The sequence below is a fragment of the Achromobacter animicus genome, from assembly GCF_040775605.1.
GTDB lineage: Bacteria > Pseudomonadota > Gammaproteobacteria > Burkholderiales > Burkholderiaceae_B > Achromobacter > Achromobacter animicus.
Genome location: NZ_JAYGJK010000001.1, coordinates 2,719,722 through 2,739,980 on the forward strand (window position 1 = coordinate 2,719,722; position 20,259 = coordinate 2,739,980).

Annotated in this window: 16 protein-coding genes; 7 read left to right on the top strand and 9 right to left on the bottom strand. The window is 66.5% G+C overall.

Going from position 1 to position 20,259, the window contains the following annotated elements; translation table 11 throughout:
- Positions 1 to 55: 55 nt before the first annotated feature.
- Positions 56 to 970 carry an MBL fold metallo-hydrolase gene (locus AB3147_RS12295; RefSeq protein ID WP_175121813.1) on the top strand — a complete coding sequence of 305 codons (915 nt, stop codon included), beginning with the start codon at positions 56 to 58 and terminating at the stop codon, positions 968 to 970.
- Here AB3147_RS12295 and AB3147_RS12300 read toward each other — a convergent pair.
- The 7 genes from AB3147_RS12300 to AB3147_RS12330 all read right to left on the bottom strand — a co-directional run bounded on the left by AB3147_RS12300 (position 954) and on the right by AB3147_RS12330 (position 8,579).
- Complete coding sequence (locus tag AB3147_RS12300; protein WP_175121812.1) at positions 954 to 2,354, bottom strand: M20 family metallopeptidase; 1,401 nt, start codon at positions 2,352 to 2,354, stop codon at positions 954 to 956. The two genes, AB3147_RS12295 and AB3147_RS12300, sit on opposite strands and share 17 nt — an antisense overlap.
- Entirely contained in the window at positions 2,351 to 3,331 is a 981-nt protein-coding gene (locus AB3147_RS12305; protein ID WP_279974162.1) for an ABC transporter ATP-binding protein, read from the bottom strand. The genes AB3147_RS12300 and AB3147_RS12305 overlap by 4 nt, the downstream gene beginning before the upstream one ends.
- A complete protein-coding gene (locus AB3147_RS12310) occupies positions 3,328 to 4,317 on the bottom strand; it encodes an ABC transporter ATP-binding protein (protein WP_105238664.1) in 990 nt (329 codons plus the stop codon). Before AB3147_RS12310 ends, AB3147_RS12305 begins: the two co-directional genes overlap by 4 nt.
- A 2-nt stretch (positions 4,318 to 4,319) precedes the next feature.
- Positions 4,320 to 5,228 carry an ABC transporter permease gene (locus AB3147_RS12315; protein ID WP_175121810.1) on the bottom strand — a complete coding sequence of 303 codons (909 nt, stop codon included), beginning with the start codon at positions 5,226 to 5,228 and terminating at the stop codon, positions 4,320 to 4,322.
- Between the two features lies 1 nt (position 5,229).
- Positions 5,230 to 6,147: an ABC transporter permease gene (locus tag AB3147_RS12320; protein ID WP_175121809.1), complete on the bottom strand. Its 918-nt coding sequence runs from the start codon at positions 6,145 to 6,147 to the stop codon at positions 5,230 to 5,232.
- 63 nt (positions 6,148 to 6,210) lie between these two features.
- On the bottom strand, positions 6,211 to 7,797 hold the full coding sequence (locus AB3147_RS12325; RefSeq protein ID WP_175185423.1) for an ABC transporter substrate-binding protein: 1,587 nt from the start codon (positions 7,795 to 7,797) through the stop codon (positions 6,211 to 6,213).
- A 23-nt stretch (positions 7,798 to 7,820) separates the two neighbouring features.
- Positions 7,821 to 8,579 (bottom strand): GntR family transcriptional regulator, encoded by a 759-nt coding sequence (locus tag AB3147_RS12330; RefSeq protein WP_175136704.1) that lies wholly within the window; start codon positions 8,577 to 8,579, stop codon positions 7,821 to 7,823.
- A 200-nt stretch (positions 8,580 to 8,779) separates the two neighbouring features.
- On the opposite strand from AB3147_RS12330, the gene AB3147_RS12335 reads away from it, so the two are divergent.
- The 3 genes from AB3147_RS12335 (at position 8,780) to AB3147_RS12345 (ending at position 12,170) form a co-directional block, all read left to right on the top strand.
- The gene (locus AB3147_RS12335; RefSeq protein WP_367352045.1) at positions 8,780 to 9,976 is read left to right on the top strand and encodes a pyridoxal-phosphate-dependent aminotransferase family protein; all 1,197 of its coding nucleotides are present in this window, start codon (positions 8,780 to 8,782) and stop codon (positions 9,974 to 9,976) included.
- A gap of 22 nt (positions 9,977 to 9,998) precedes the next feature.
- Positions 9,999 to 11,051 carry a serine hydrolase domain-containing protein gene (locus AB3147_RS12340; protein WP_175136702.1) on the top strand — a complete coding sequence of 351 codons (1,053 nt, stop codon included), beginning with the start codon at positions 9,999 to 10,001 and terminating at the stop codon, positions 11,049 to 11,051.
- Positions 11,052 to 11,159: 108 nt separating this feature from the next.
- Positions 11,160 to 12,170 (top strand): aldo/keto reductase, encoded by a 1,011-nt coding sequence (locus AB3147_RS12345; protein ID WP_239215944.1) that lies wholly within the window; start codon positions 11,160 to 11,162, stop codon positions 12,168 to 12,170.
- 45 nt (positions 12,171 to 12,215) lie between these two features.
- Here AB3147_RS12345 and AB3147_RS12350 read toward each other — a convergent pair whose 3' ends face one another.
- On the bottom strand, positions 12,216 to 12,767 hold the full coding sequence (locus AB3147_RS12350; RefSeq protein WP_218343632.1) for a TetR/AcrR family transcriptional regulator: 552 nt from the start codon (positions 12,765 to 12,767) through the stop codon (positions 12,216 to 12,218).
- Positions 12,768 to 12,978: 211 nt separating this feature from the next.
- Between AB3147_RS12350 and AB3147_RS12355 the strand changes: the two genes are divergently transcribed.
- The 3 genes from AB3147_RS12355 to AB3147_RS12365 are packed head-to-tail and all read left to right on the top strand — an operon-like array spanning position 12,979 to position 18,798.
- Entirely contained in the window at positions 12,979 to 14,157 is a 1,179-nt protein-coding gene (locus tag AB3147_RS12355; protein ID WP_367352046.1) for an efflux RND transporter periplasmic adaptor subunit, read from the top strand.
- Positions 14,158 to 14,196: 39 nt separating this feature from the next.
- On the top strand, positions 14,197 to 17,358 hold the full coding sequence (locus AB3147_RS12360) for a multidrug efflux RND transporter permease subunit (RefSeq protein WP_367352047.1): 3,162 nt from the start codon (positions 14,197 to 14,199) through the stop codon (positions 17,356 to 17,358).
- Positions 17,359 to 17,361: 3 nt separating this feature from the next.
- Positions 17,362 to 18,798 carry an efflux transporter outer membrane subunit gene (locus AB3147_RS12365; RefSeq protein WP_367352048.1) on the top strand — a complete coding sequence of 479 codons (1,437 nt, stop codon included), beginning with the start codon at positions 17,362 to 17,364 and terminating at the stop codon, positions 18,796 to 18,798.
- 76 nt (positions 18,799 to 18,874) lie between these two features.
- Here the strand turns inward: AB3147_RS12365 and AB3147_RS12370 are convergent, their stop codons facing one another.
- Positions 18,875 to 20,215, bottom strand: a complete 1,341-nt coding sequence (locus AB3147_RS12370; protein ID WP_239215952.1) for an MFS transporter — start codon at positions 20,213 to 20,215, stop codon at positions 18,875 to 18,877.
- Positions 20,216 to 20,259: the final 44 nt, after the last annotated feature.

Here is a 20,259-nt window from a genome sequence, read left to right on the forward strand (position 1 = left end):
GCGAGGGCGCCGGTTTCCGGCCGGATCAACCGGCCGCCTTCAAGGAGATTCCGCCATGTTTTCCGCAGACACTTTGGACCCCATTACCCACCAGGCCATCGATCTGGTGCCATCCCGCTACGCCGTGCAGGTGGGCGATATCGATGCGCTGGTCGTCAGCGACGGCGTGTTGCCGCTGCCCACGTCGACGATGGCCACCAATGCCGACCCGGCCGATCTGGCCAACTGGCTCGATCACATGTTCATGCCGCCGGACGCCTTCGATTGGCCGCTGAACGTGATGGTCGCGCGCAGCGGTGACCAGACCATCCTCATCGACGCGGGGCTGGGCGGCCAGTTCTCGGGCTTTCCGCGCGCGGGCCAGTTTCCGCAGCGGCTGCAATCTGCGGGCATTCCGCTGGAGTCCGTGACGGACGTCATCATCACCCACATGCACATGGACCACGTGGGCGGCCTGCTGGTCCCCGGCGTGAAGGAGCGCCTGCGCAAAGATGTGCGCATCCACGTCAATGCGACTGAAGTCGCGTTCTGGACCTCGCCCGACTTTTCGCAGACGGTCATGCCCAAGCCGGTGCCCGCCGTGCTGCGCTCGACGGCGACCAGCTTCTATGAAACGTACCGCGATCAGATCCGCGTCTTCGAGGACCGCCACGAAGTGGCGCCGGGCGTCATCGTGCGCCATACCGGCGGCCACACGCCCGGCCACTGTGTCGTCGACCTGATCTCCGGTGGCGAGCGCCTGACGTTTGCGGGCGATGCCGTGTTCCCGGTGGCCTTCGACCATCCCGAATGGCACAACGGCTTCGAGCACGACCCCGAGGAATCGGCCCGCGTGCGCTTCGCGCTGTTCAACGAACTGGCCGAAAACAAGGGTCTGCTCGTGGCGGCGCACCTGCCGTTCCCCTCGGTGGGACGCGTCGCCGTGGAAGGCAACGCGTTCCGTTGGGTGCCGGTCATCTGGGACTTCTGATCTCCGGCGTGCCGCCCGCGCCGAGGTCCCAGTACAGCCCGGTCATCAACCCCAGCGCCTGCCGCAGCAGCTCCGGCGGCAGGTGCTCGTTGGGCGCATGCTGGGAGCAGCCGGGGTAGGAGTGCGGCACCCAGATCGTGCGCAGGCCCAACACGTCGGTGAAGATGTCGTTGGGCAGCGAGCCGCCCAGGTTGGGCAGCAGCGCGGTCTTCTGGCCAGAGGTGCGTTCCAGCGAGTCCACGGCCCAGCGCACCCAGGCGTCGTCCGGGTCGATGCGGGTCGCGCGGAACATGGATTCGCGCGTCAGCGAAATCTGCACCATCGGAAAGCCATGGCTGTCCAGGTGGCGGCGCAGGGCCGGAATCAGGTCGTCCGGGTCCACGCCCACCACGAAGCGCAACTGGCAGCGCGCCCAGGCACGCGGCGGGATGGCGTTGACGGGCGTGTCGGGGTTGCCGGTCTTGTAGGCCAGCACCTCGAACGAGCACCAGCCGAACACGCGTTCGGCGGGCGACAGACCGGGCTCGCCCCAGTCCGGTTCGATCTCGGGGCCGTCCGTGCCGCCGTCGACCTGGCAGTCGGCCAGCGCGCGCCGCACGGCCGGCGGCAGTTCCTTCGGCACCCATTCCGGGATGCGGATCTGGCCAACGGGCGAGGCGATGCTGGCGATCGCGTGGGCCAGCTGCAGCCCGGGATTGGAGATCAGTCCGCCCCAGTTGCCCGAATGATGTCCGCCGGCGCGTGCCTCGATCGTGAGGTCGAAATTCAGGCTGCCGCGCGCGCCCAGGAAGATGGTGGGACGGTTGGCGCTCAGGCGCGGGCCGTCCGAGGCGATCAGCAGGTCGGCGGCCAGCAGGTCGCGGTGCTCGGTGCACAGTTCGCGCAGCCCCATCGAGCCGGTTTCCTCGCCCATCTCAATCAGGTATTTGGCGTTGAAGCCGAGCTTGCCGCGCGTCTCCAGCACCAGCCGCAGCGCCTCCATGTTGATGGTGTGCTGGCCCTTGTTGTCGGCAATGCCGCGGCCGTACCAGCGGCCTTCGGCCTCGGTCAGCGACCACGGCGACAGGCCTTCCTTCCATTCCCGTTCCAGACCACGAATCACATCGCCGTGCCCGTAGCCTAGCACCGTGGGCAGGGCCGGGTCCTCGATGCGTTCGGCGTACAGGAACGGCGCCAGCGCCTTCGGATGCGTCAGGGTGCGGCAGGTGAATCCCAGGGCCTCGAACGCCGGACGGATCTCGTCCTGCAGATAGTCCGCCAGTACGGCGGCGCGTTCGGGGTTCTGGCTTTCCGTGGGCAGCGCCAATCGGCGCGCCAACAGCGTGCGGAAGGCGCCGGAATCAAAGCAGTGTTCCGCCTGGGCGATGGCGTGTGCGCGGGTCATGGCTGGGTGGCTCCATTGGAAGTCGAGGGGACGGGCGGATAGAGGTGACAGGCGACCAGCGCGCCTTCCCGCACGGTCAATGCGGGCCGTTCGGTCTTGCATTGCGCCATCGCGTGCTGGCACCGCGGATGGAACGGGCAGCCGGACGGCGGATGCAGCGGGTCAGGGAACGACAGGCCCAACCCCATGTCGGGGATGCCCAGCCCGGGTTCAGGCGTCAGCACCGACGCCAGCAGCGCCTGCGTGTAGGGATGGCGCGGGTCGTGAAAGAGCTGGGCGGTGGGCGCCGACTCGACCACGCGGCCCAGGTACATCACGGCCACGTGGGTGGCAATGTGCTCGACCACCGCCAGGTTGTGGCTGATGAACACATACGTCAGGTTGAAGTCGCGGCGCAGGTCCATCAGCAGGTTCATGATCTGCGCCTGCACCGACACGTCCAGCGCGGAGGTGGGTTCGTCGCAGATGACGAGCTCGGGCTGCATGACCAGCGCGCGCGCAATGGCCACGCGCTGGCGCTGGCCGCCGGACAGCTGCCCGGGCGTGTTGTGGGCCAGCCGCGGCGGCAGGCCCACGCGCTCGAGCATGTCGATCGCCTTGTGCATCTTCGGGTTCGGGATGCCATGCACCTCCAGCGGCAGCGACACGATCGACGCAATGGAGCGGCGCGGATTCAGCGACGAATACGGGTCCTGGAAGATGGGCTGCACGCGCCGGGCGAGGGCGCGCCGGTCCATCTGCCGGATGTCCTGGCCGTCGAGGCGGATGGCGCCTTCGGTCGGCGGCGTCAGCCCCAGCAGCATGCGCGCGAGGGTGGACTTGCCGCAGCCGGACTCGCCCACAATGCCCAGCACCGCGCCCCGGTCAACCGCCAGGTCCACGCCATTGACCGCGTGCAGCGTGCTTCGCGGACGGAACATGCCGGCGCGCACCGTGAATTGGCGGCTGACGCCATCGGCTTGCAGCAGCGCGCTCATGCCGGAACTCCTTCGGCGCTGAGGATGCAGCGCCATTGCTGGCCAGTCGCCTGGCCGTGGACGGGAACGGCCTGCCGGCATTGCGGCTGCGCGTAGCGGCAGCGGTCGGCAAAGGCGCAGCCGCGCAAGTCACCGACCAGCGACGGCACCACGCCGGGTATGGTGCCCAGCGCTTCGCCCGGCGCCGTGCGACCAGGCACGGGGATACAGCCCAGCAGCCCTTGCGTGTAGGGGTGATGCGGCGTCGCAAAGATGTCGGCGACGGGGCCTTCCTCGACGATCTGCCCCGCATACATCACGGCCACCTGCCGCGCGATGCGCGCGACCACGCCCAGATCGTGGGTGATCAGCACCATCGCGATGCCCAGTTCCGCCTGCAGGTCGGCCAGCAGCCGCAGGATCTGCGCCTGGATCGTGACGTCCAGCGCGGTGCTGGGCTCGTCGGCGATCAAGAGCTCAGGGCCGCACATGAGCGCCATCGCGATCATCACGCGCTGACGCAGTCCGCCGGACAACTGATGGGGATACTGCCCCAGCCGCTGGCCGGCCGAGGCGATGCCGACCTTTTCCAGCAGTTCCACCGCCCGGTCGCGTGCCTGCTGGCTGCTCGCCTTGCAGTGGTGGATGTAGTGTTCGGTGAGCTGTTCTCCAATGGCGTAGGCGGGGTTGAGCGCCGTCATGGGCTCTTGAAAGATCATCGCCATCTTGCTGCCGCGCAACGCGTTGACGCGCCGCCCGCGCGCCTTCGAAAGATCTTCGCCCAGCACCGCCAGCCGGCGCGTGCTGCGCCGGGCGGCCTTGGGCAAGAGACCCATGATGGCCAGCGAGGTCATGGACTTGCCGCAGCCCGATTCCCCCACGAGGCACAGCGTTTCGCCGCGCTTGACCTGGAACGACACGTCGCGCACCGCGTGCAGCGGCCCGCGTGGTGTGGCGATGTCGACGGTCAATCCCTGGACGTCCAGGACGATATCGGTGCCGTTCATGCTCAGGCCCTCTCTTCAGGCGTCAGGAGTTGATGCAGTCCGTCGCCGGCCAGGTTGATCGCGAAGATCAAGAGCGCCAGCGCCGACCCGGGAATGGCGATCAGCCAGAACGAGAAGAACATGTAGGCCTTGGCCTCGGAGATCATCAAGCCCCACGACGGCAGCGGCGGTTGGACGCCCAGGCCCAGGAAGGACAGCGAGGCTTCCAGCAGGATCGCGCTGGCGGCTTCCAGCGTGGCGATCACGATCAGCTGCGGCACGACGTTGGGCAGGACTTCGCCCCAGACGATGCGCCAGGTGCTGGCGCCGGCGGCCTGCGCGGCGGCCACGTACTCCAGCGAGCGCACCTGCTGCGTGGCGCTGCGCATCACGACGGCGTAGCGGTCCCACTTGAGCAGGCCCAGCACCAGGATCACCACCCACAGCGAGCCGCCGACGATGGCCACGGTAGCCAGCGCCACCAGGATCACCGGCATGGACAGGCGCGTGGTGATGAGGAACGACACGGCCATGTCGACCTTGCCGCCAAAGTAGCCGGCCGCCATGCCCATCGCCGTGCCGATCAGGCCCGAGATGAGCGCGACGCTGATGCCGATCAAGAGCGAGATGCGTGCGCCGTAGAACAGGCGCGACATATAGTCGCGTCCCAGCTGGTCGGTGCCCAGCGGGTGCAGCCAGGTGCCTTTTTCGTACCAGACGGGCGGAGCGGTGCGGTAGGCCAGATCCTGGAAATAGGGATCGTGGGGAGAGATCCACGGCGCCAGCAGCGCGATCAGCACGATGACGAAGAGGATGCCGCCGCCGGCCAGCAGCGCCTTGTTGCGCCGCAGGCGGCGCCAGCGCAGCGTGGACGCGGACAGTTCCAGCGGGGCTGCGGCGGGGGTGGCGGGGGTGAGCGTAGGCGTGTTCATGTCAGGACACCCGGATGCGCGGATCGAGCCACGCGTTGGCCACATCGGCGGCAAGCGTCAGCAGCACATACAGCACCGACAGCAGCAGCACGATCAGCTGCATGACCGGATAGTCCTTGTACGTGATGCTCTGATAGGCCAGATACCCCAGGCCGTCCAGCGCGAAGATGGTCTCGATGACCACCGAGCCGCCCAGCAGGTAGCCCAGCTGCACGGCGGCCAGCGCGACCACCGGCACGATGGCGTTGCGCAGGGCGTGCTTGAAGATGACCTTGCGGGCGGGCAGCCCCTTGGCCCGCGCGGTGCGGATGTAGTCGGCGCTCAGCACCTCGATCATGCCGGCGCGGATCAGGCGCATGAACGCCGGCGCGACGTAATAGCCCAGCGCGATCGCAGGCATGACGAAGTGCTGCCACGTGCCGCTGCCCGACACCGGCAGGATGCGCAGCGAGATCGAGAACAGCATGATCAGGATCAGCGCAAAGAAGAAGTTCGGCAGCGCCTGGCCCAGCACCGCGATCGCCAGACAGACGCGGTCGATTAGGCTGCCTTTGTACAGCGCGGCCAGCACACCCAGCGGAATCGAGATGCACAGCGCAAACGCCAGCGCCGCCATGCCCAGCTTCAGCGTGGTCGCCAGCTTGGACAGGATCAGCGGCCCGGCCTCGGTCTTGAAGTACACCGACGTCCCGAAGTCGCCCTGCAGGATGTGCCAGAGCCAGTCGGCGTACTGGACGATGATCGGGCGGTCCAGGCCGTAGGTCTTGCGGATCATGTCGATGTCGGCCTGCCGCGCGCCTTCGCCGGCCAGCGCCAGCGCCGGGTCGCCCGACAGGTGCAGCAGCAGGAACGCCAGGATCGACACGGTCAGCGCCACCAGCGCCGCCAGGCCCAGGCGCCTCAGCGTGAAATAAAGCATAGGACTTCCTCTCTGTTCAGCAGCGCCGGGCGTTTGCGAAGCCCGCCCGGCGCGGACCGCGCCTTACTTCCAGCTCATGTCCCAGAAGCGCACCAGCTCGTCCGAGTAGGGCTTGAAGTTCACGTCCTTGGTGGCGACGTAGTAGGCGGGCAGCGTCCACAGGGGAACGGCGTAGGCCTTTTCCGCGATGATGTCCAGCGCCTCCTTGTAGGCAGCCTTGCGCGGCCCGGGTTCGATGGTGGTATCGCCCTTCTTGAGCAGGTCGCGCACCTTCGGGTCGCGCGTGATGTCGTCGCTGCCGAAGGCGAAATACACCGGCGTGGACGCCGACACGTCGTTCACCAGGTTCGAGCCCCACGTCTGGTGCGTGAGCGACGCCTTGTTCGCGCGGATCATGTCGCGCATCGCGGCGTACTGCAGGAAGTTCAGCTTGGCGCGGATGCCGACGGCCTGCAGGTAGTTGATGATGGCTTCGGTCTGGTTGCGTTCGCGGTACGCGACGATGTCGATATCAAAGCCATTCGGGTAGCCCGCTTCGGCCAGCAGCTTCTTGGCCTGCGCGGGATCGTACTTGTAGGTCGGCGCGCCTTCCTGCGTGCAGCCCACCTGCGACGGCGTGCAAATCGTGTTGATGAGCCCGCCGCCTTCGCCCACGATGTTCTTGAGCATGGATTCGCGGTCGATGGCGTGGATGATCGCGCGGCGCACGCGCTCGTCCTTCAGTTGCGGCGCGGGCGTGCCTTCCAGGATGTTCATCTGCATGAACACGATGCGCATGGTGTTGCCCGTGACCATCTGCAGGTTCGGCATGCCGCCCAGCTGTTCAGCCTGGTCCTTGGGCACGCTCATGATCAGGTCTTCGCCGCCCGAGATGACCTCGGCCATCTGCGTCTGGCGGTCGGGGATGAAACGGATGACGACCTTGCCGATCTTGGGCTGCGCCTTGGGCGAATCCTTGAAGTAGTCGGCGTTGCGTTCCAGCGTGATGGACTTGCCGGGCTGGTAGTCAACGACCTTGTACGGACCCGAGCCCACGGGCTTGGCGTTCATGCCCTTGGGGCCGACCTCCTGGTAATACTTCGCCGGGTGGATCGCGGCCGTGGTGGACAGGTATTCCTTGGCGCCGGGGAAGGGCTCTTTGGTGGTCAGGCGCACCTTGTACTTGTCGATCTTCTCGACCTTGTCGATCCACGACACGTTCTGCTGCGTGACCGCCTTGTTCTTCGGGTCGGCCACGTAGTTCAGCGTGTAGACCACGGAGTCTGCGTCGAACTCTTCGCCGTTGTGGAATTTGACGCCTTCGCGCAGCTCGAACTCCATGGTCTTGTCGTCGACCTGTTTCCAGCTCTTGGCGAGCTGGCCCTTGTACTCATTGGTGACGGGGTCGCGGTAGAGCAGGGTGTCCCACACGTTGGCGGCAATGATGACGCCGATGCGCACGTTGTTGAAGTACGGGTCGACGCTTTCCGGCGCCTGGTCGTAGGCCATGCGCAGGGTGTCGTCTTTCTTGCCGGCAAGCGCCGGCTGGGTGGCGAACGCGGCGCAGGCGAGCAGGGCGGCGGCCAGGGCCTTGAGCGGGGTGGAACGGCGGGAGGACAGCGCAGGGGTAGCGGGGGTGAAGCAGCAAGGTGTGAAGCGACTATCAGCCATGGTGAAGGCTCCTCTTGATGACACTACATGTGTTGCGTATCTATCGTCTCGCTCCGGCTCTTGAGCGCCGCGTCGCATTTGCGCTGCAGGTGCTGCCGCATGATGGCTGCCAGCCGGTCCGCGTCGCGCGCGGCAAGGGCCTCCGCCATTTCTATGTGTTCGCGCATCGCCAGATCCCATTTCTGCCGGTCTTCGTTCGAGACGAAGCGCAGGTTCTGGATCCGCGCGTTCTGCGCGTCGTAAAGCTGTTTGAGCAAACTGTTGTGCGCGGCCAGGCTGATGCGTTCGTGGATCTCGCGGTTGACGCGAAAGTACGTCGGCAGGTCGTGGCGCGCGTGGCTGGCCATCATTTCGTAGGTCAGCGCGCGGATCTCGGCGATCTCGACGTCCGTCGCGCGCTCGCACGCAAACCGGCACGACATGGCCTCCAGGCCGCCGATCACTTCGAAGGCCTCGCGAATGTTGGCGTCCGACAGCGCCACCACCTGCGCGCCGCGGTTCGGTTCGATCTGCACCAGGCCTTCGGCGGCCAGCAGGCGGAAGGCCTCGCGCAGCGGGGTACGCGACACGCCCAGCAAATCGCACAGGGCGCGTTCGTTCAGCCGGGTGCCGGGCGGGAACTCGCCTTGGATAATGCGTTCGCGTAGCGATCCGGCCGCCGATGCCGCCAGCGTGCGCCCGTCGCCGGCGGCGCGAACGGCCGTCGGGGCGGAATCGGGCGTGAGATCGGACGAGGCAACGGCCTCGGCATGATCCGGCAAGAAGCTAGGATCGCTGCGCATTGGTATACAAAAATTCCCCTTGTTTTCGCAGACTATAAACCTGTCTTCACGGTGGTTTTGATGGGTGTATACCCTAGGTTATCGACGTAAAAACAATGGGATAGAGTGACGCATGCCGCAAGTCCGCCAGGCCGCCCCGCGCTGCCTGACCGCCGCGCAAAGCCGCCTTGGTATACAAACCGTCCACATTGGGGCCACGCATGCTCACGCTGAACACCCACCCGTCCGGCCGGCATTTCCTGCAGATTCCCGGTCCCACCAACGTGCCCGACCGGGTCCTGCGCGCCATCGACCTGCCCACTATCGATCACCGCGGACCGGAGTTCGGTGAACTCGGCAAGGCGGTGCTGTCGGGCCTGAAGCACATCTTCCAGACCGAGTCGCCCGTCGTGATCTTTCCGGCGTCTGGCACCGGCGCGTGGGAAGCGGCGCTGGTCAACACGCTGTCGCCGGGCGATCGTGTGCTGATGGTCGAGACCGGCCACTTCGCCAGCCTGTGGCGCAAGCTGGCCGGGCGGTTGGGTCTGGAAGTGGATTACATCGAGGGCGACTGGCGTCATCCGGTCGATGCCGGCGTGATTGGCGCGCGGCTTTCGGAAGATACGCAGCACCGCATCAAGGCCGTGTGCGTGGTGCACAACGAGACCTCCACCGGCGTCACCAGCGACATCGCCGCGGTGCGCGCCGCCATCGACCAGGCCGGTCATCCGGCGCTGTTGATGGTCGACACGATTTCGTCGCTGGGCTCCATCGACTACCGCCACGATGCATGGGGCGTGGACGTGACGGTGGCCGGTTCGCAAAAAGGCCTGATGCTGCCGCCGGGCCTGTCTTTCAACGCGGTGGGGCCGCGCGCGCTGGCGGCGGCCGAGACCGCGCTTCTGCCGCGGTCGTACTGGGATTGGCGCGAGATGCTCGGGCCCAATGCCAAGGGGTACTTTCCGTATACGCCGTCGACCAATCTGCTGTACGGCCTGCATGAAGCGCTGGCCATGCTGGCGGCCGAAGGGCTGCCGCAGGTGTTCGCGCGCCACGAGCGCCATGCCCGCGCCACGCGCCTGGCGGTGGCGGGCTGGGGGCTGGAGCTGCTGAGCGTGGACCCGGCCGCGCACAGCCCGGCGCTGACCGCCGTGCTGATGCCTGACGGGCACAGCGCCGACGCGCTGCGCAAGGTCATCCTGGACCGCTTCGACATGTCGCTGGGACAGGGGCTGGGCAAACTGTCCGACCGCATCTTCCGCATCGGCCATCTGGGCCACTTCAACGATCTGACGCTATGCGGCACGCTGGCGGGCGTGGAGATGGGGCTGGCCGCGGCCGGCGTCCCGCACCGCTCGGGCGGGTTGCAGGCGGCCATGGAATATCTGACCCGCGCGCCGGAACGCGCGGGGCAATGAACACACAACAACGAGGGAACCGATGAATACGCTCATGCAGCAGGCGATCCAGTTCGCCAACGACCACGAATCGACCTGGGACCGCAGCGTCAAAGGCAATTTCGGCGTGCACCTGAACGATCCGCCGCCCTGGAACCGCCTGCTCGGCCCCATCCATGACCGCGGGCCGGTGTCCGGCGTGGTCGTGGTGGACGGCAAGACGGTGGCCGAGTGGGGCGAGCCGGACCGCGCCGACCTGACGTTCAGCGTCGCCAAGCTGTACCTGGCCATCCTGGCCGGCGTGGCGCATGACCGCGGCCTGCTGCCGGACGTGGACGAGCCCGTCGGCAAGCGCGTGCCGGGCATCGGCTTTGACGAAGGCCGCAATGCGTCGATCACGTGGCGCCATCTGCTGCAGCAGACCAGCGAATGGGAAGGCGAACGCTTCGGCGTGTCGGATCAGGCGGACCGCTATCGCGCCGTCACGTTCGGTGTGCCGCCCGACGGCAAGAAGGGCGATGCGCGTCCGCTGCAGGAACCCGGCACGTATTGGGAATACAACGACGTCCGCATCAATCAGCTGTCCTACGCGTTGCTGCATCTGTTCCGCAAGCCGCTGCCGGAAGTGTTCCGCGAGGCCGTCACGCGGCCTATCGGCTGCAGCGAGGATTGGCAATGGGTCGGCTACGACAATGCCTGGGTCGAGATCGACGGCCAGCGCATGCCGTCGGTGCCCGGCGGCTCGCATTGGGGCGGCGGCATGTCCATCAGCGCCAAGGACCAGGCGCTGATCGGCCAGATGCTGCTGAACGACGGTCAGGCCAATGGTAAGCAGATCCTGTCGCGCGAATGGCTGCAGGCGATGCGCACCCCGTGCGACATCGCCCCGTACTACGGCTATCTGATCTGGCTGAACCACGAAGGCAAGGTGTTTCCCAGCGTGCCGTCGTCCAGCTTCTTCGGCGTGGGCGCGGGCAGCTCGTTCACGTGGGTGGAACCGGAACGCAAGATGGTCGTGATCGTGCGCTGGCTGAATTCGGCCCATGCGGACGCGCTGTTCGGGAAAATCCTGGCGGCGGTGGATGCGGGTGTGTAACTTCCAGGTTTTGCGGCATGTCAGGTTTTTTCGGGCAAGATGTGGCGTTCGGCTGCGCGGTGACGCGCGGCCACGCCTTATCCCTTCATCCGATCAAGGAACCACGCCATGAATTACCGCCGACTGGGAACCAGCAATCTCCGGGTGTCGCCGCTCTGCCTGGGCACGATGATGTTCGGGGAGCAGACGCCTGATGACGAAGCGGCGCGCATCGTTGCGTCGGCACGCGATCACGGCCTGAATTTCATCGATACCGCCGACGTCTACAACGAAGGCCGGTCGGAAGAGGTCGTGGGCAAGCTGCTCAAGGGGCAGCGCCACGACTGGGTGCTGGCCAGCAAGATCGGCAATCCGGTCGGCAAGGGGCCGAACCTGGCGCATTACTCGCGCCAGTGGCTGATCCGCGGGGTGGAGCAGAGCCTGTCGCGCATGGGCACGGATTTCATGGACATCCTGTACCTGCATCGCGACTACCACGAAGAAAACCTGGAAGAAGCGCTGTGGGCGCTGGGCGACCTGATCCGCGCGGGCAAGCTGCGCAGCTTCGGGCTGTCGAACTTTCGCGGCTGGCGCATCGCCGAGGTGATGCGTCTATGCGAAAAACTCGGCGTGCCGCAACCGGTGGTGTGCCAGCCGTACTACAACATGCTGAACCGCGGACCCGAAGTCGAGATCCTGCCCGCATGCAAGCATTACGGGTTGGGCGTGGTGCCGTACAGCCCGATCGCGCGCGGCGTGCTGACGGGCAAGTACCTGCCGGGCCAGCCGCCCGCGGCGGATACGCGCGCCGGACGCGGCGACCGCCGCATCCTGGCGACCGAATTCCGCGAGGAATCGCTGCAGATCGCGCAGAAGCTGGTGCAGCACAGCGCCGCGCGCGGCGTGCAGCCGGGCCATTTCGCAACGGCGTGGGTGCTGGCCAATCCGGTCATCACTGCCGTTATCGCGGGTCCGCGTACGCTGGCGCAGATGGACGATTACTACGCGGCGCTGGACGTGACGATCACGCCCGAGGACGAAACGGTCGTGAACGAGTGGGTGACGCCGGGCCATGCCTCGGCGCACGGCTACAACGATCCGAACTATCCGTTTTATGGCCGTCCGGTGACGGCAGCGTAAACAGGCGCGGGGCCTCGCTCCGCGTCACTTCCGCACAACCGCGGGCTAGGCCGAGATGCCGTGTAGCATCATCTGTTCGGCCACCTGCGCGATGCCCATCCGCGCAATCCGGCCGCGCCGCTCGGCGTCCACCATGCTGGTGATGATTCCGATCAGGAGTTCGCTGAGCGCGGCGGCGGTCATGTCCACGCGGAACGCGCCTTCGCGCTGACCGCGCAAAAAGAATGCATCCAGGGTTTCCTGATAGCCGGACCAGCTGTTCATGATGTCCGGCTCAAGTTCCGTGTCGGGCTTCCAGTTGTAGATCAGGAACGCCGTCAATTCCTTGTGCGCCAGGTGCTGTTCGATCAGGCTGCGCAGCGCCGTGCGGGGCGGGGCGCTGTCCAGGTGCGAATCCGCCAGTGCCTGTTTCATGACCTGCGCGCAATGCGTCATCAGGCGCAGCACCAGCTGATCCCGGGTCTTGCAGAACCGGTACAAGGTCGCCTTGCTGACGCCGACGGCCTTGGCCAGCTCCTGCAAGGTTGCGCGCGGCTGATCCACCATCGCCAGCGCCAGCGCGACCAGCAGCCGTTCGTGGCCTGCCTCTTCAGACATTGCCTCCTCCCCATTTGTGGTTATCCCTGGGCCGGTATTGGATCACGGGCGATTCACTTTGTACAAACTTCCGCGAATTTATCAAGTAAAGACTTGTGAGTCGTCAGATTTAAGCCTGAAAGCAGCAAATGAATCAATATTGATTCAAATCGTCCTTTCAGGTAGCATCGGCGTCTCTTTGAATTCAGAACGCGCAGCGCGGGGGTAGTGAATGAAGGTCAATCAAGCATGGCGGCTGCCCCTGGCGGTGTTGGCGACGGCAATCGTCTTGGCCGGTTGCGGCGGGTCCGATGGCGGAGAGCCGCAGGCGGCGGGGCCGCGTCCGGTCCAGGCGGTGGCGGTGCAACCCCAGCGCTACACGCTGATCAGCGAGCTGCCCGGCCGGGTCGAACCCATGCGCGTGGCCGAGGTCCGTGCCCGCGTGGCGGGCATCGTGCTGAGCCGCAACTTCGTGGAAGGTGCGGACGTCAAGGCCGGCGACGTGCTCTTCCGCATTGACCCGGCGCCGTTCAAGGCGGCCTTGTCACGTGCGGAAGGTGAGCTGGCCAAGGCCCAGGCCGCCGTGTCCGACGCACAGGCCGTGGTCAAGCGCTACACGCCCCTGGTCAAGATCGAAGCCGTCAGTCAGCAGGACTTCGACACGGCCAACACCACGCTCAAGAGCGCATTGGCCGCGCGCCGCTCGGCCCAGGCCGATGTCGAGACCGCGCAGCTCAATCTGGACTACGCCACCGTGAAGGCGCCCATCTCGGGCCGCATTGGACGCGCGCAAGTGACCGAAGGCGCGCTGGTGGGCCAGAACGAGGCCACGCCGATGGCGACTATCCAGCAACTGGACCCGGTTTACGTGGACTTCAACCAGCCCGTCGGCGACATGCTGCGCATGCGCGCGGCCATGCAGAACGGCAGCTTGGGCGAAGGCGAGGGCGCCAGTATCTCCATCACGATCGACGGCACCGACCAGCAGCGCGAAGGGCACCTCCTGTTCTCGGACATTGCCGTGGACCGCAGCACCGGTCAGGTGGCCCTGCGCGGCGAGTTCGCCAATCCTGACGTGCTGCTGCTGCCGGGCATGTATGTCCGGGTGCGCACGCACCAGGGCGTGGATCCGGAAGCGATCCTGGTTCCGCAGCGCGCCGTCACGCGCAGCACCGATGGCAAGCCGCAGGTGCTGGTGGTCGGCGCGGACGACGTCGTGGAGACCCGCGCGGTGCAGACCGGCACGATGCGCGGCGGCGATTGGCACATCACCGAGGGCCTGGCCCCCGGCGACCGGGTGATCGTGGGCGGCGTCAGCGCCGCCGTGCCCGGCCAGAAAGTCAGCGTGACGCCCGTGAACGAGCCCAAGGTGGCCGCCGCCGGCGATGCCGCCGCGTCCGCCAAGCAATAAGCGGCCCTCATGAACCGCGCGCAAATCCGAGGTTAGACCATGTCCAAGTTTTTCATTGGCCGCCCCAATTTCGCCTGGGTGGTGGCCATCTTCATCTCGCTCGCGGGGCTGCTGGCGATTCCGTCGCTGCCCGTGTCGCAGTTTCCGGTGGTCGCGCCGCCGCAGGTGACCATCGCCGCCACCTATCCGGGCGCGTCCGCGACGGTGCTGGTCGATTCGGTGACCAGCGTCATCGAGGAAGAGCTGAACGGCGCGAAGAACATGCTGTATTACGAGTCGTCCAGCAGCTCGAGCGGCAGCGCCGAAATCACCGTCACGTTCCAGCCGGGCACGGACCCCGACCTGGCGCAGGTGGACGTGCAGAACCGCATCAAGAAGGCCGAGGCGCGTCTGCCGTCTGCCGTGACGCAGCAGGGTCTGCAGGTCGAGCAGGCCAGCTCGAACTTCCTGATGATCTACGCCCTGACGTACAAGGGCGATGACGCGCACAAGGACGTGGTCGGTCTGTCCGACTACGCCGCACGCCACATCAACAACGAAATCCGCCGCGTGAACGGCGTGGGCAAGGTGCAGTTCTTTGGCGCCGAAGCCGCCATGCGCGTGTGGATCGACCCGCAGAAGCTGCTGGGCCTGGGCTTGTCGGTGGCCGATGTCAACGCCGCAATTGCCGCGCAGAACGTGCAGGTGCCGGCCGGCAGTTTCGGCAGCCGCCCCGGCGCGCCCGAGCAGGAGCTGACCGCGACGCTGGCAGTGAAGGGCACCCTGGACAATCCGGACGAATTCGGGCGCATCGTGCTGCGCGCCAACCCGGACGGCTCGTCCGTGCGCCTGGCCGACGTGGCGCGTCTGGAAGTGGGACGCCAGAGCTACGACTTTGAAACGCGCCTGAACGGCAAGAAGTCGGTGGGTGCGGCGGTGCAGCTTGCGCCGGGCGCCAACGCCATCGACACCGTCAAGGCCGTGAACGCGCGCCTGGAAGAATTGTCGGCCTCGTTCCCCGAGGACGTTGAATATTCGGTGCCGTTCGACACGTCCAAGTTCGTCAGCGTAGCCATCACGAAGGTGGTGCACACGCTGCTGGAAGCGATGGTGCTGGTCTTCCTGGTGATGTTCCTGTTCCTGCAGAACTTCCGCTACACGCTGATTCCGACGATCGTGGTGCCGGTGTGTCTGCTGGGCACGTTTGCAGTGATGTCGGTGCTGGGCTTCTCGGTCAACATGATGACCATGTTCGGCATGGTGCTGGCCATCGGCATTCTGGTGGACGACGCCATCGTCGTGGTCGAGAACGTCGAACGCATCATGGCCGAGGAAGGGCTGTCGCCGCGCGAAGCCACGGTCAAGGCCATGGAGCAGGTGTCCGGCGCCATCGTCGGCATCACGCTGGTGCTGTCGGCGGTGTTCCTGCCGCTGGCCTTCATGAGCGGTTCCGTCGGTGTGATCTATCAGCAGTTCTCGCTGTCGCTGGCCGTGTCGATCCTGTTCTCGGGCTTCCTGGCCCTGACGTTCACGCCGGCCCTGTGCGCCACGTTCCTCAAGCCCATCCCCAAGGGCCATCACGACGAAAAGAAGGGCTTCTTCGGCTGGTTCAACCGCGTCTTCAACCGTCTGACGGGCCGCTTCGAGGCGCTGAATACGCGCCTGGTGCGCCGCACGGGCCGCTACATGGTCATCTACGCGGCCATCGTCGCGGTGCTGGCCGTGCTGTACGTGCGCGTGCCCGAATCCTTCGTTCCGCCGGAAGACCAGGGCTACGTCATCGTTGACGTCCAATTGCCGCCGGGCGCAACGCACATGCGCACGGACAAGGTGGTGGCCGACGTCGAACAGCACCTGCTGTCGCTGGACGCGATGGGCGACGCCTTCACCGTCATGGGATTCAGCTTTTCGGGCACCGGCCAGAACGCGGGCATTGCGTTCCCCACGCTCAAGGATTGGTCCGAGCGCGGCGAGGGCCAATCGGCTACCGACGTGGCGGATAGCGTCAACGCGAAATTTGCAGTGATCGACGACGGCGCGGTCATGGCCGTCAACCCGCCGCCCATCGAAGGGCTGGGCAATTCGGGCGGCTTCGCACTGCGGTTGCAGGACCGGGGCGGACTGGGCCGTGCGGCGCTGATCGACGCTCGCAACCAGTTGCTGGCCCAGGCCAACAGCTCGCCCGTGATCGCCTACGCCATGATGGAAGGCCTGGCCGACGCGCCGCAGCTGCGCCTGGACATCGACCGCGAGAAGGCCGAGGCGCTGGGCGTGGGCTTTGACGTCATCAGCACGGCGATCTCTGCCGCCTATGGGTCGGCCACGGTCAACGACTTTGCCAACGCCGGACGCCTGCAGCGCGTGGTGGTGCAGGCCGACGTACGTGACCGCATGACGCCAGAAAGCATCCTGCAACTGAACGTGCCCAACAAGACGGGCGGCATGGTACCGCTCAGCGCGTTCGTCAAGACGGACTGGGAGAACGGCCCCGTGCAGATCTCCCGCTACAACGGCTATCCGGCCTTCAAGATCGCGGGCGACGCGATGCCCGGCAGCAGCACCGGCCAGGCGATGGCCGAGATCGAGCGCATCGTGGCGGGGCTGCCCGAAGGCATCGGCTACGAGTGGACGGGCCTGTCGTACCAGGAGAAGTTCGCCGGCTCGCAGGCGCCCATGCTGTTTGCGCTGGCGTTCCTGGTGGTGTTCCTGCTGATGGTTGCGCTGTATGAAAGCTGGTCGATTCCGGCGTCCGTGATGCTGATCGTGCCGATCGGCGCGCTGGGTTCGGTGCTGGCGGTGACGGTGCTGGGCATGCCGAACGATGTGTACTTCAAGGTGGGGCTCATCACCATCATCGGGCTGGCGGCCAAGAACGCCATCCTGATCGTGGAGTTTGCCAAGAGCCTGCGCGAGCAGGGGCATTCGCTGGCCGACGCCGCCATCCAGGCCGCCAAGCTGCGCTTCCGCCCCATCGTGATGACGTCGCTGGCGTTCATCCTGGGTGTCGTGCCGCTGGCCCTGGCCTCCGGCGCGGGCGCGGCCAGCCAGCGCGCGCTGGGCGTAGGCGTGATCGGCGGCATGCTGACCGCCACGCTGCTGGGCGTGATCTTCGTCCCCATCTTCTTCGTGTGGGTGCTGTCGCTGGTGCAGCGCAAGCGGGGCAAAGACTCGACCAAGTCCTCGCCCACCCCCGACGCCACGCCGCGCACGGTGCAGGAGTAATTCATGTTGCAGACCTTCTTTCCCCTGCGGATGTCCGCGCTGCTGCTGACCGCGGCGCTCGCGGGCTGCTCGCTGGCGCCCGTCTACGAACGGCCGGCGTCCCCCGTTGGTGACAACTGGAGCCTGGCATCGACCGGCCCCGGCGAATCCGCGGCGGCGACACTGGACTGGCAGTCCTTCGTCACCGACGATGCCTTGCGCAAGCTGGTGGAACTGGCGCTGGCCAACAACCGCGACCTGCGCCAGTCGCTGCTCAACATCGAGGCGGCCCGGGCGCAATACCAGATCACGCGCGCGGACCGGCTGCCCGGCATCAACGCGCAGGGCACGGGCACGCGCCAACGCGTTCCCGCCGACCTGAACGCCACCGGCGAGTCGGCGGTGCAAAGCAGCTACCAGGCCGGCCTGGGCCTCACCGCCTTTGAACTGGACCTGTTCGGCCGCGTGCGCAGCCTGTCGGACGCGGCGTTGCAGGAGTACCTGTCGACCGAGGCCACGGCGCGCAGCGCGCAGATCAGCCTGGTGGCCGAGGTGATCCAGGCCTATGTGGCCCGCGACAGCGCGCAACGCCGCCTGGATGTCACGCGCCAGACCCTCGCCAGCCGCGAGGCGTCACTGGAGCTGATCGTCAAGCGCCGCCAGGCGGGCACGGCGACGGCGCTGGACTATCAGGAAGCGCTGGGCCTGACCGAGCAGTCACGTGCGGAACTGGAACGCATGGACCGCGAGGTCCGCCAGGCCGGGAATGCGCTCGGCCTGCTGGTGGGGATCAACGACCTGTCGCCGTACCTGCCGGCGCGCACGGCCGATGCCCCGATGCTGGTGCAGGAGATCGCGGCGGGCGCGCCGTCGGCGCTGTTGGAAAACCGCCCCGACATCCTGGCCGCCGAACATCAGTTGCAGGCGCGCAATGCCAGCATCGGCGCGGCGCGGGCGGCGTTCTTTCCCAGCATTTCGCTGACCGGACTGTTCGGCAGTTCCAGCGCGGACCTGTCGGGTTTGTTTGAATCCGGGCAGCGGGCGTGGTCCTTCGCGCCGCAGATCACGCTGCCGATCTTTGCCGGCGGGCGCAATGTGGCCAATCTGGATTTGGCGTCCGTGCGCAAGGACATCGCCGTGGCGCAGTATGAACAGACGATCCAGACGGCGTTCCGCGAGGTGTCCGACGCGCTGGTGGCCACCGAGACGCTGCGCCGCGAAGAGGCCTCGCGCCTGGCGCTGGCCCAATCCAGCCAGATCGCCATGCAGTTGTCCGAGGCGCGCTATCGCGGCGGCGTCGACAGTCATCTGCGTTACCTGGACGCGCAGCGCAGCGCGTACACGGATCAGATCGCCTATATCGACGTGAGCGCCCAGCGCCAGGCGGCGCTGGCGACCTTGTTCAAGGCGGTGGGCGGCGGCTGGCCGGCCCAGCAGCCGCCGCAGGCGGCGCTGGACTGAGCGGGGCGGGCCGCGCCGAACCCGAACGGCGACGGCCCGGGCCCCTGCGCGCAGCCCATCGGGACCCGCCCGCCGGCTACGCCTTGCGCAGCCCCGCCCGCGGCATGGACGGCTGACCCGCGCCGTCCAGCTCCACCGGCTGCTTGCCACGCCCGATCAGCCACGCGCAGAACGCCGACACCACGCCCGCGAAGAGCACGTACAGGCAGATCAGCCATGGCTGCCCGCCGCCCGTCTTGAGCAGGGCGGTGGCAATGATGGGCGTGATGCCGGACGCGAAGATGCCCGAGAACTGATAGACGAACGAGATGCCGGTGTAGCGCACCTTGGCGTCAAACAGCTCGCAGAACAGCGCGGCCTCCGGGCCGTAGATGGCGGCATACAGGATCCCGAACGGAATGATGATGGCCAGCCAGATCAGCATTACGTTGCCGCCGCTGTTGATCATCATCCAGAAGCCGGGGAACGACGCCGCGGCGGTGATGAGCGATCCCCAGAAGTACACGCGCGTGCGGCCGATGCGGTCGGACAGGCGGCCGAAGAAGGGGATGAAGAAGCACATCACCAGCGCCGCCGCCATCACCCCGATCAACGCCTCGGTCCGCGTGATCTGCACCGACTGCGTCAGGAACGAGATCGAGAACACGCCAAAGACGTTGAAGAACACGCCGTCGATGTAGCGCGCGCCCATGCCCTTGACGACGTTGCCGGGATAGCGCCGCATCATGTCCATGAACGGGATGCGGCTTTCGGCGTTCTGCGCTTTGACCGCGGTGAACTCCGGCGTTTCCTTGATGTTGAGCCGGATGTACATGCCGACGGCCACCATGGCGGCGGACGCCAGGAAGGCGATGCGCCATCCCCACGCCATGAACTGCTCGTCGGTCAGCAGGACGGACAGCAGCGCCACCGTGCCCGACGCCAGGCACAACCCGATGGCCAACCCGATCTGCGGCAGCGACGCGTAAAAGCCTTTTTTCTCCGGCGGCGCGTATTCATAGGCCATGAGCACCGCGCCGCCCCATTCGCCACCCAGCCCGATGCCCTGGAACACGCGCAAGAGAAGCAGCAGGATCGGCGCCCAGATGCCGATCATGTCGTACGTGGGCACCAGACCGATGAGGAAGGTGGCGATGCCCATGATCATCAGCGTCATCACCAGCATGCTCTTTCTGCCGATGCGGTCGCCGAAATGGCCGAAGATCAGCCCGCCCAGCGGCCGGGTGACGAAACCGACGGCAAACGTCGTGTACGCCAGCATGGTCGAGACCAGCGGGTCCCCGGTGGGAAAGTACAGCTTGTTGAATACGATGCCGGCGACGACGCCATACAGGAAAAAGTCGTACCACTCGATGGTGGCGCCGATCAGCGAGGCGGTGACGACTTTGCGCACCGCCGCTTCGTTTTGCTTGGCCATGTCCAGTCTCCTTTGGTGGGTCGGCCTGGCAATCTGCGCTGCCG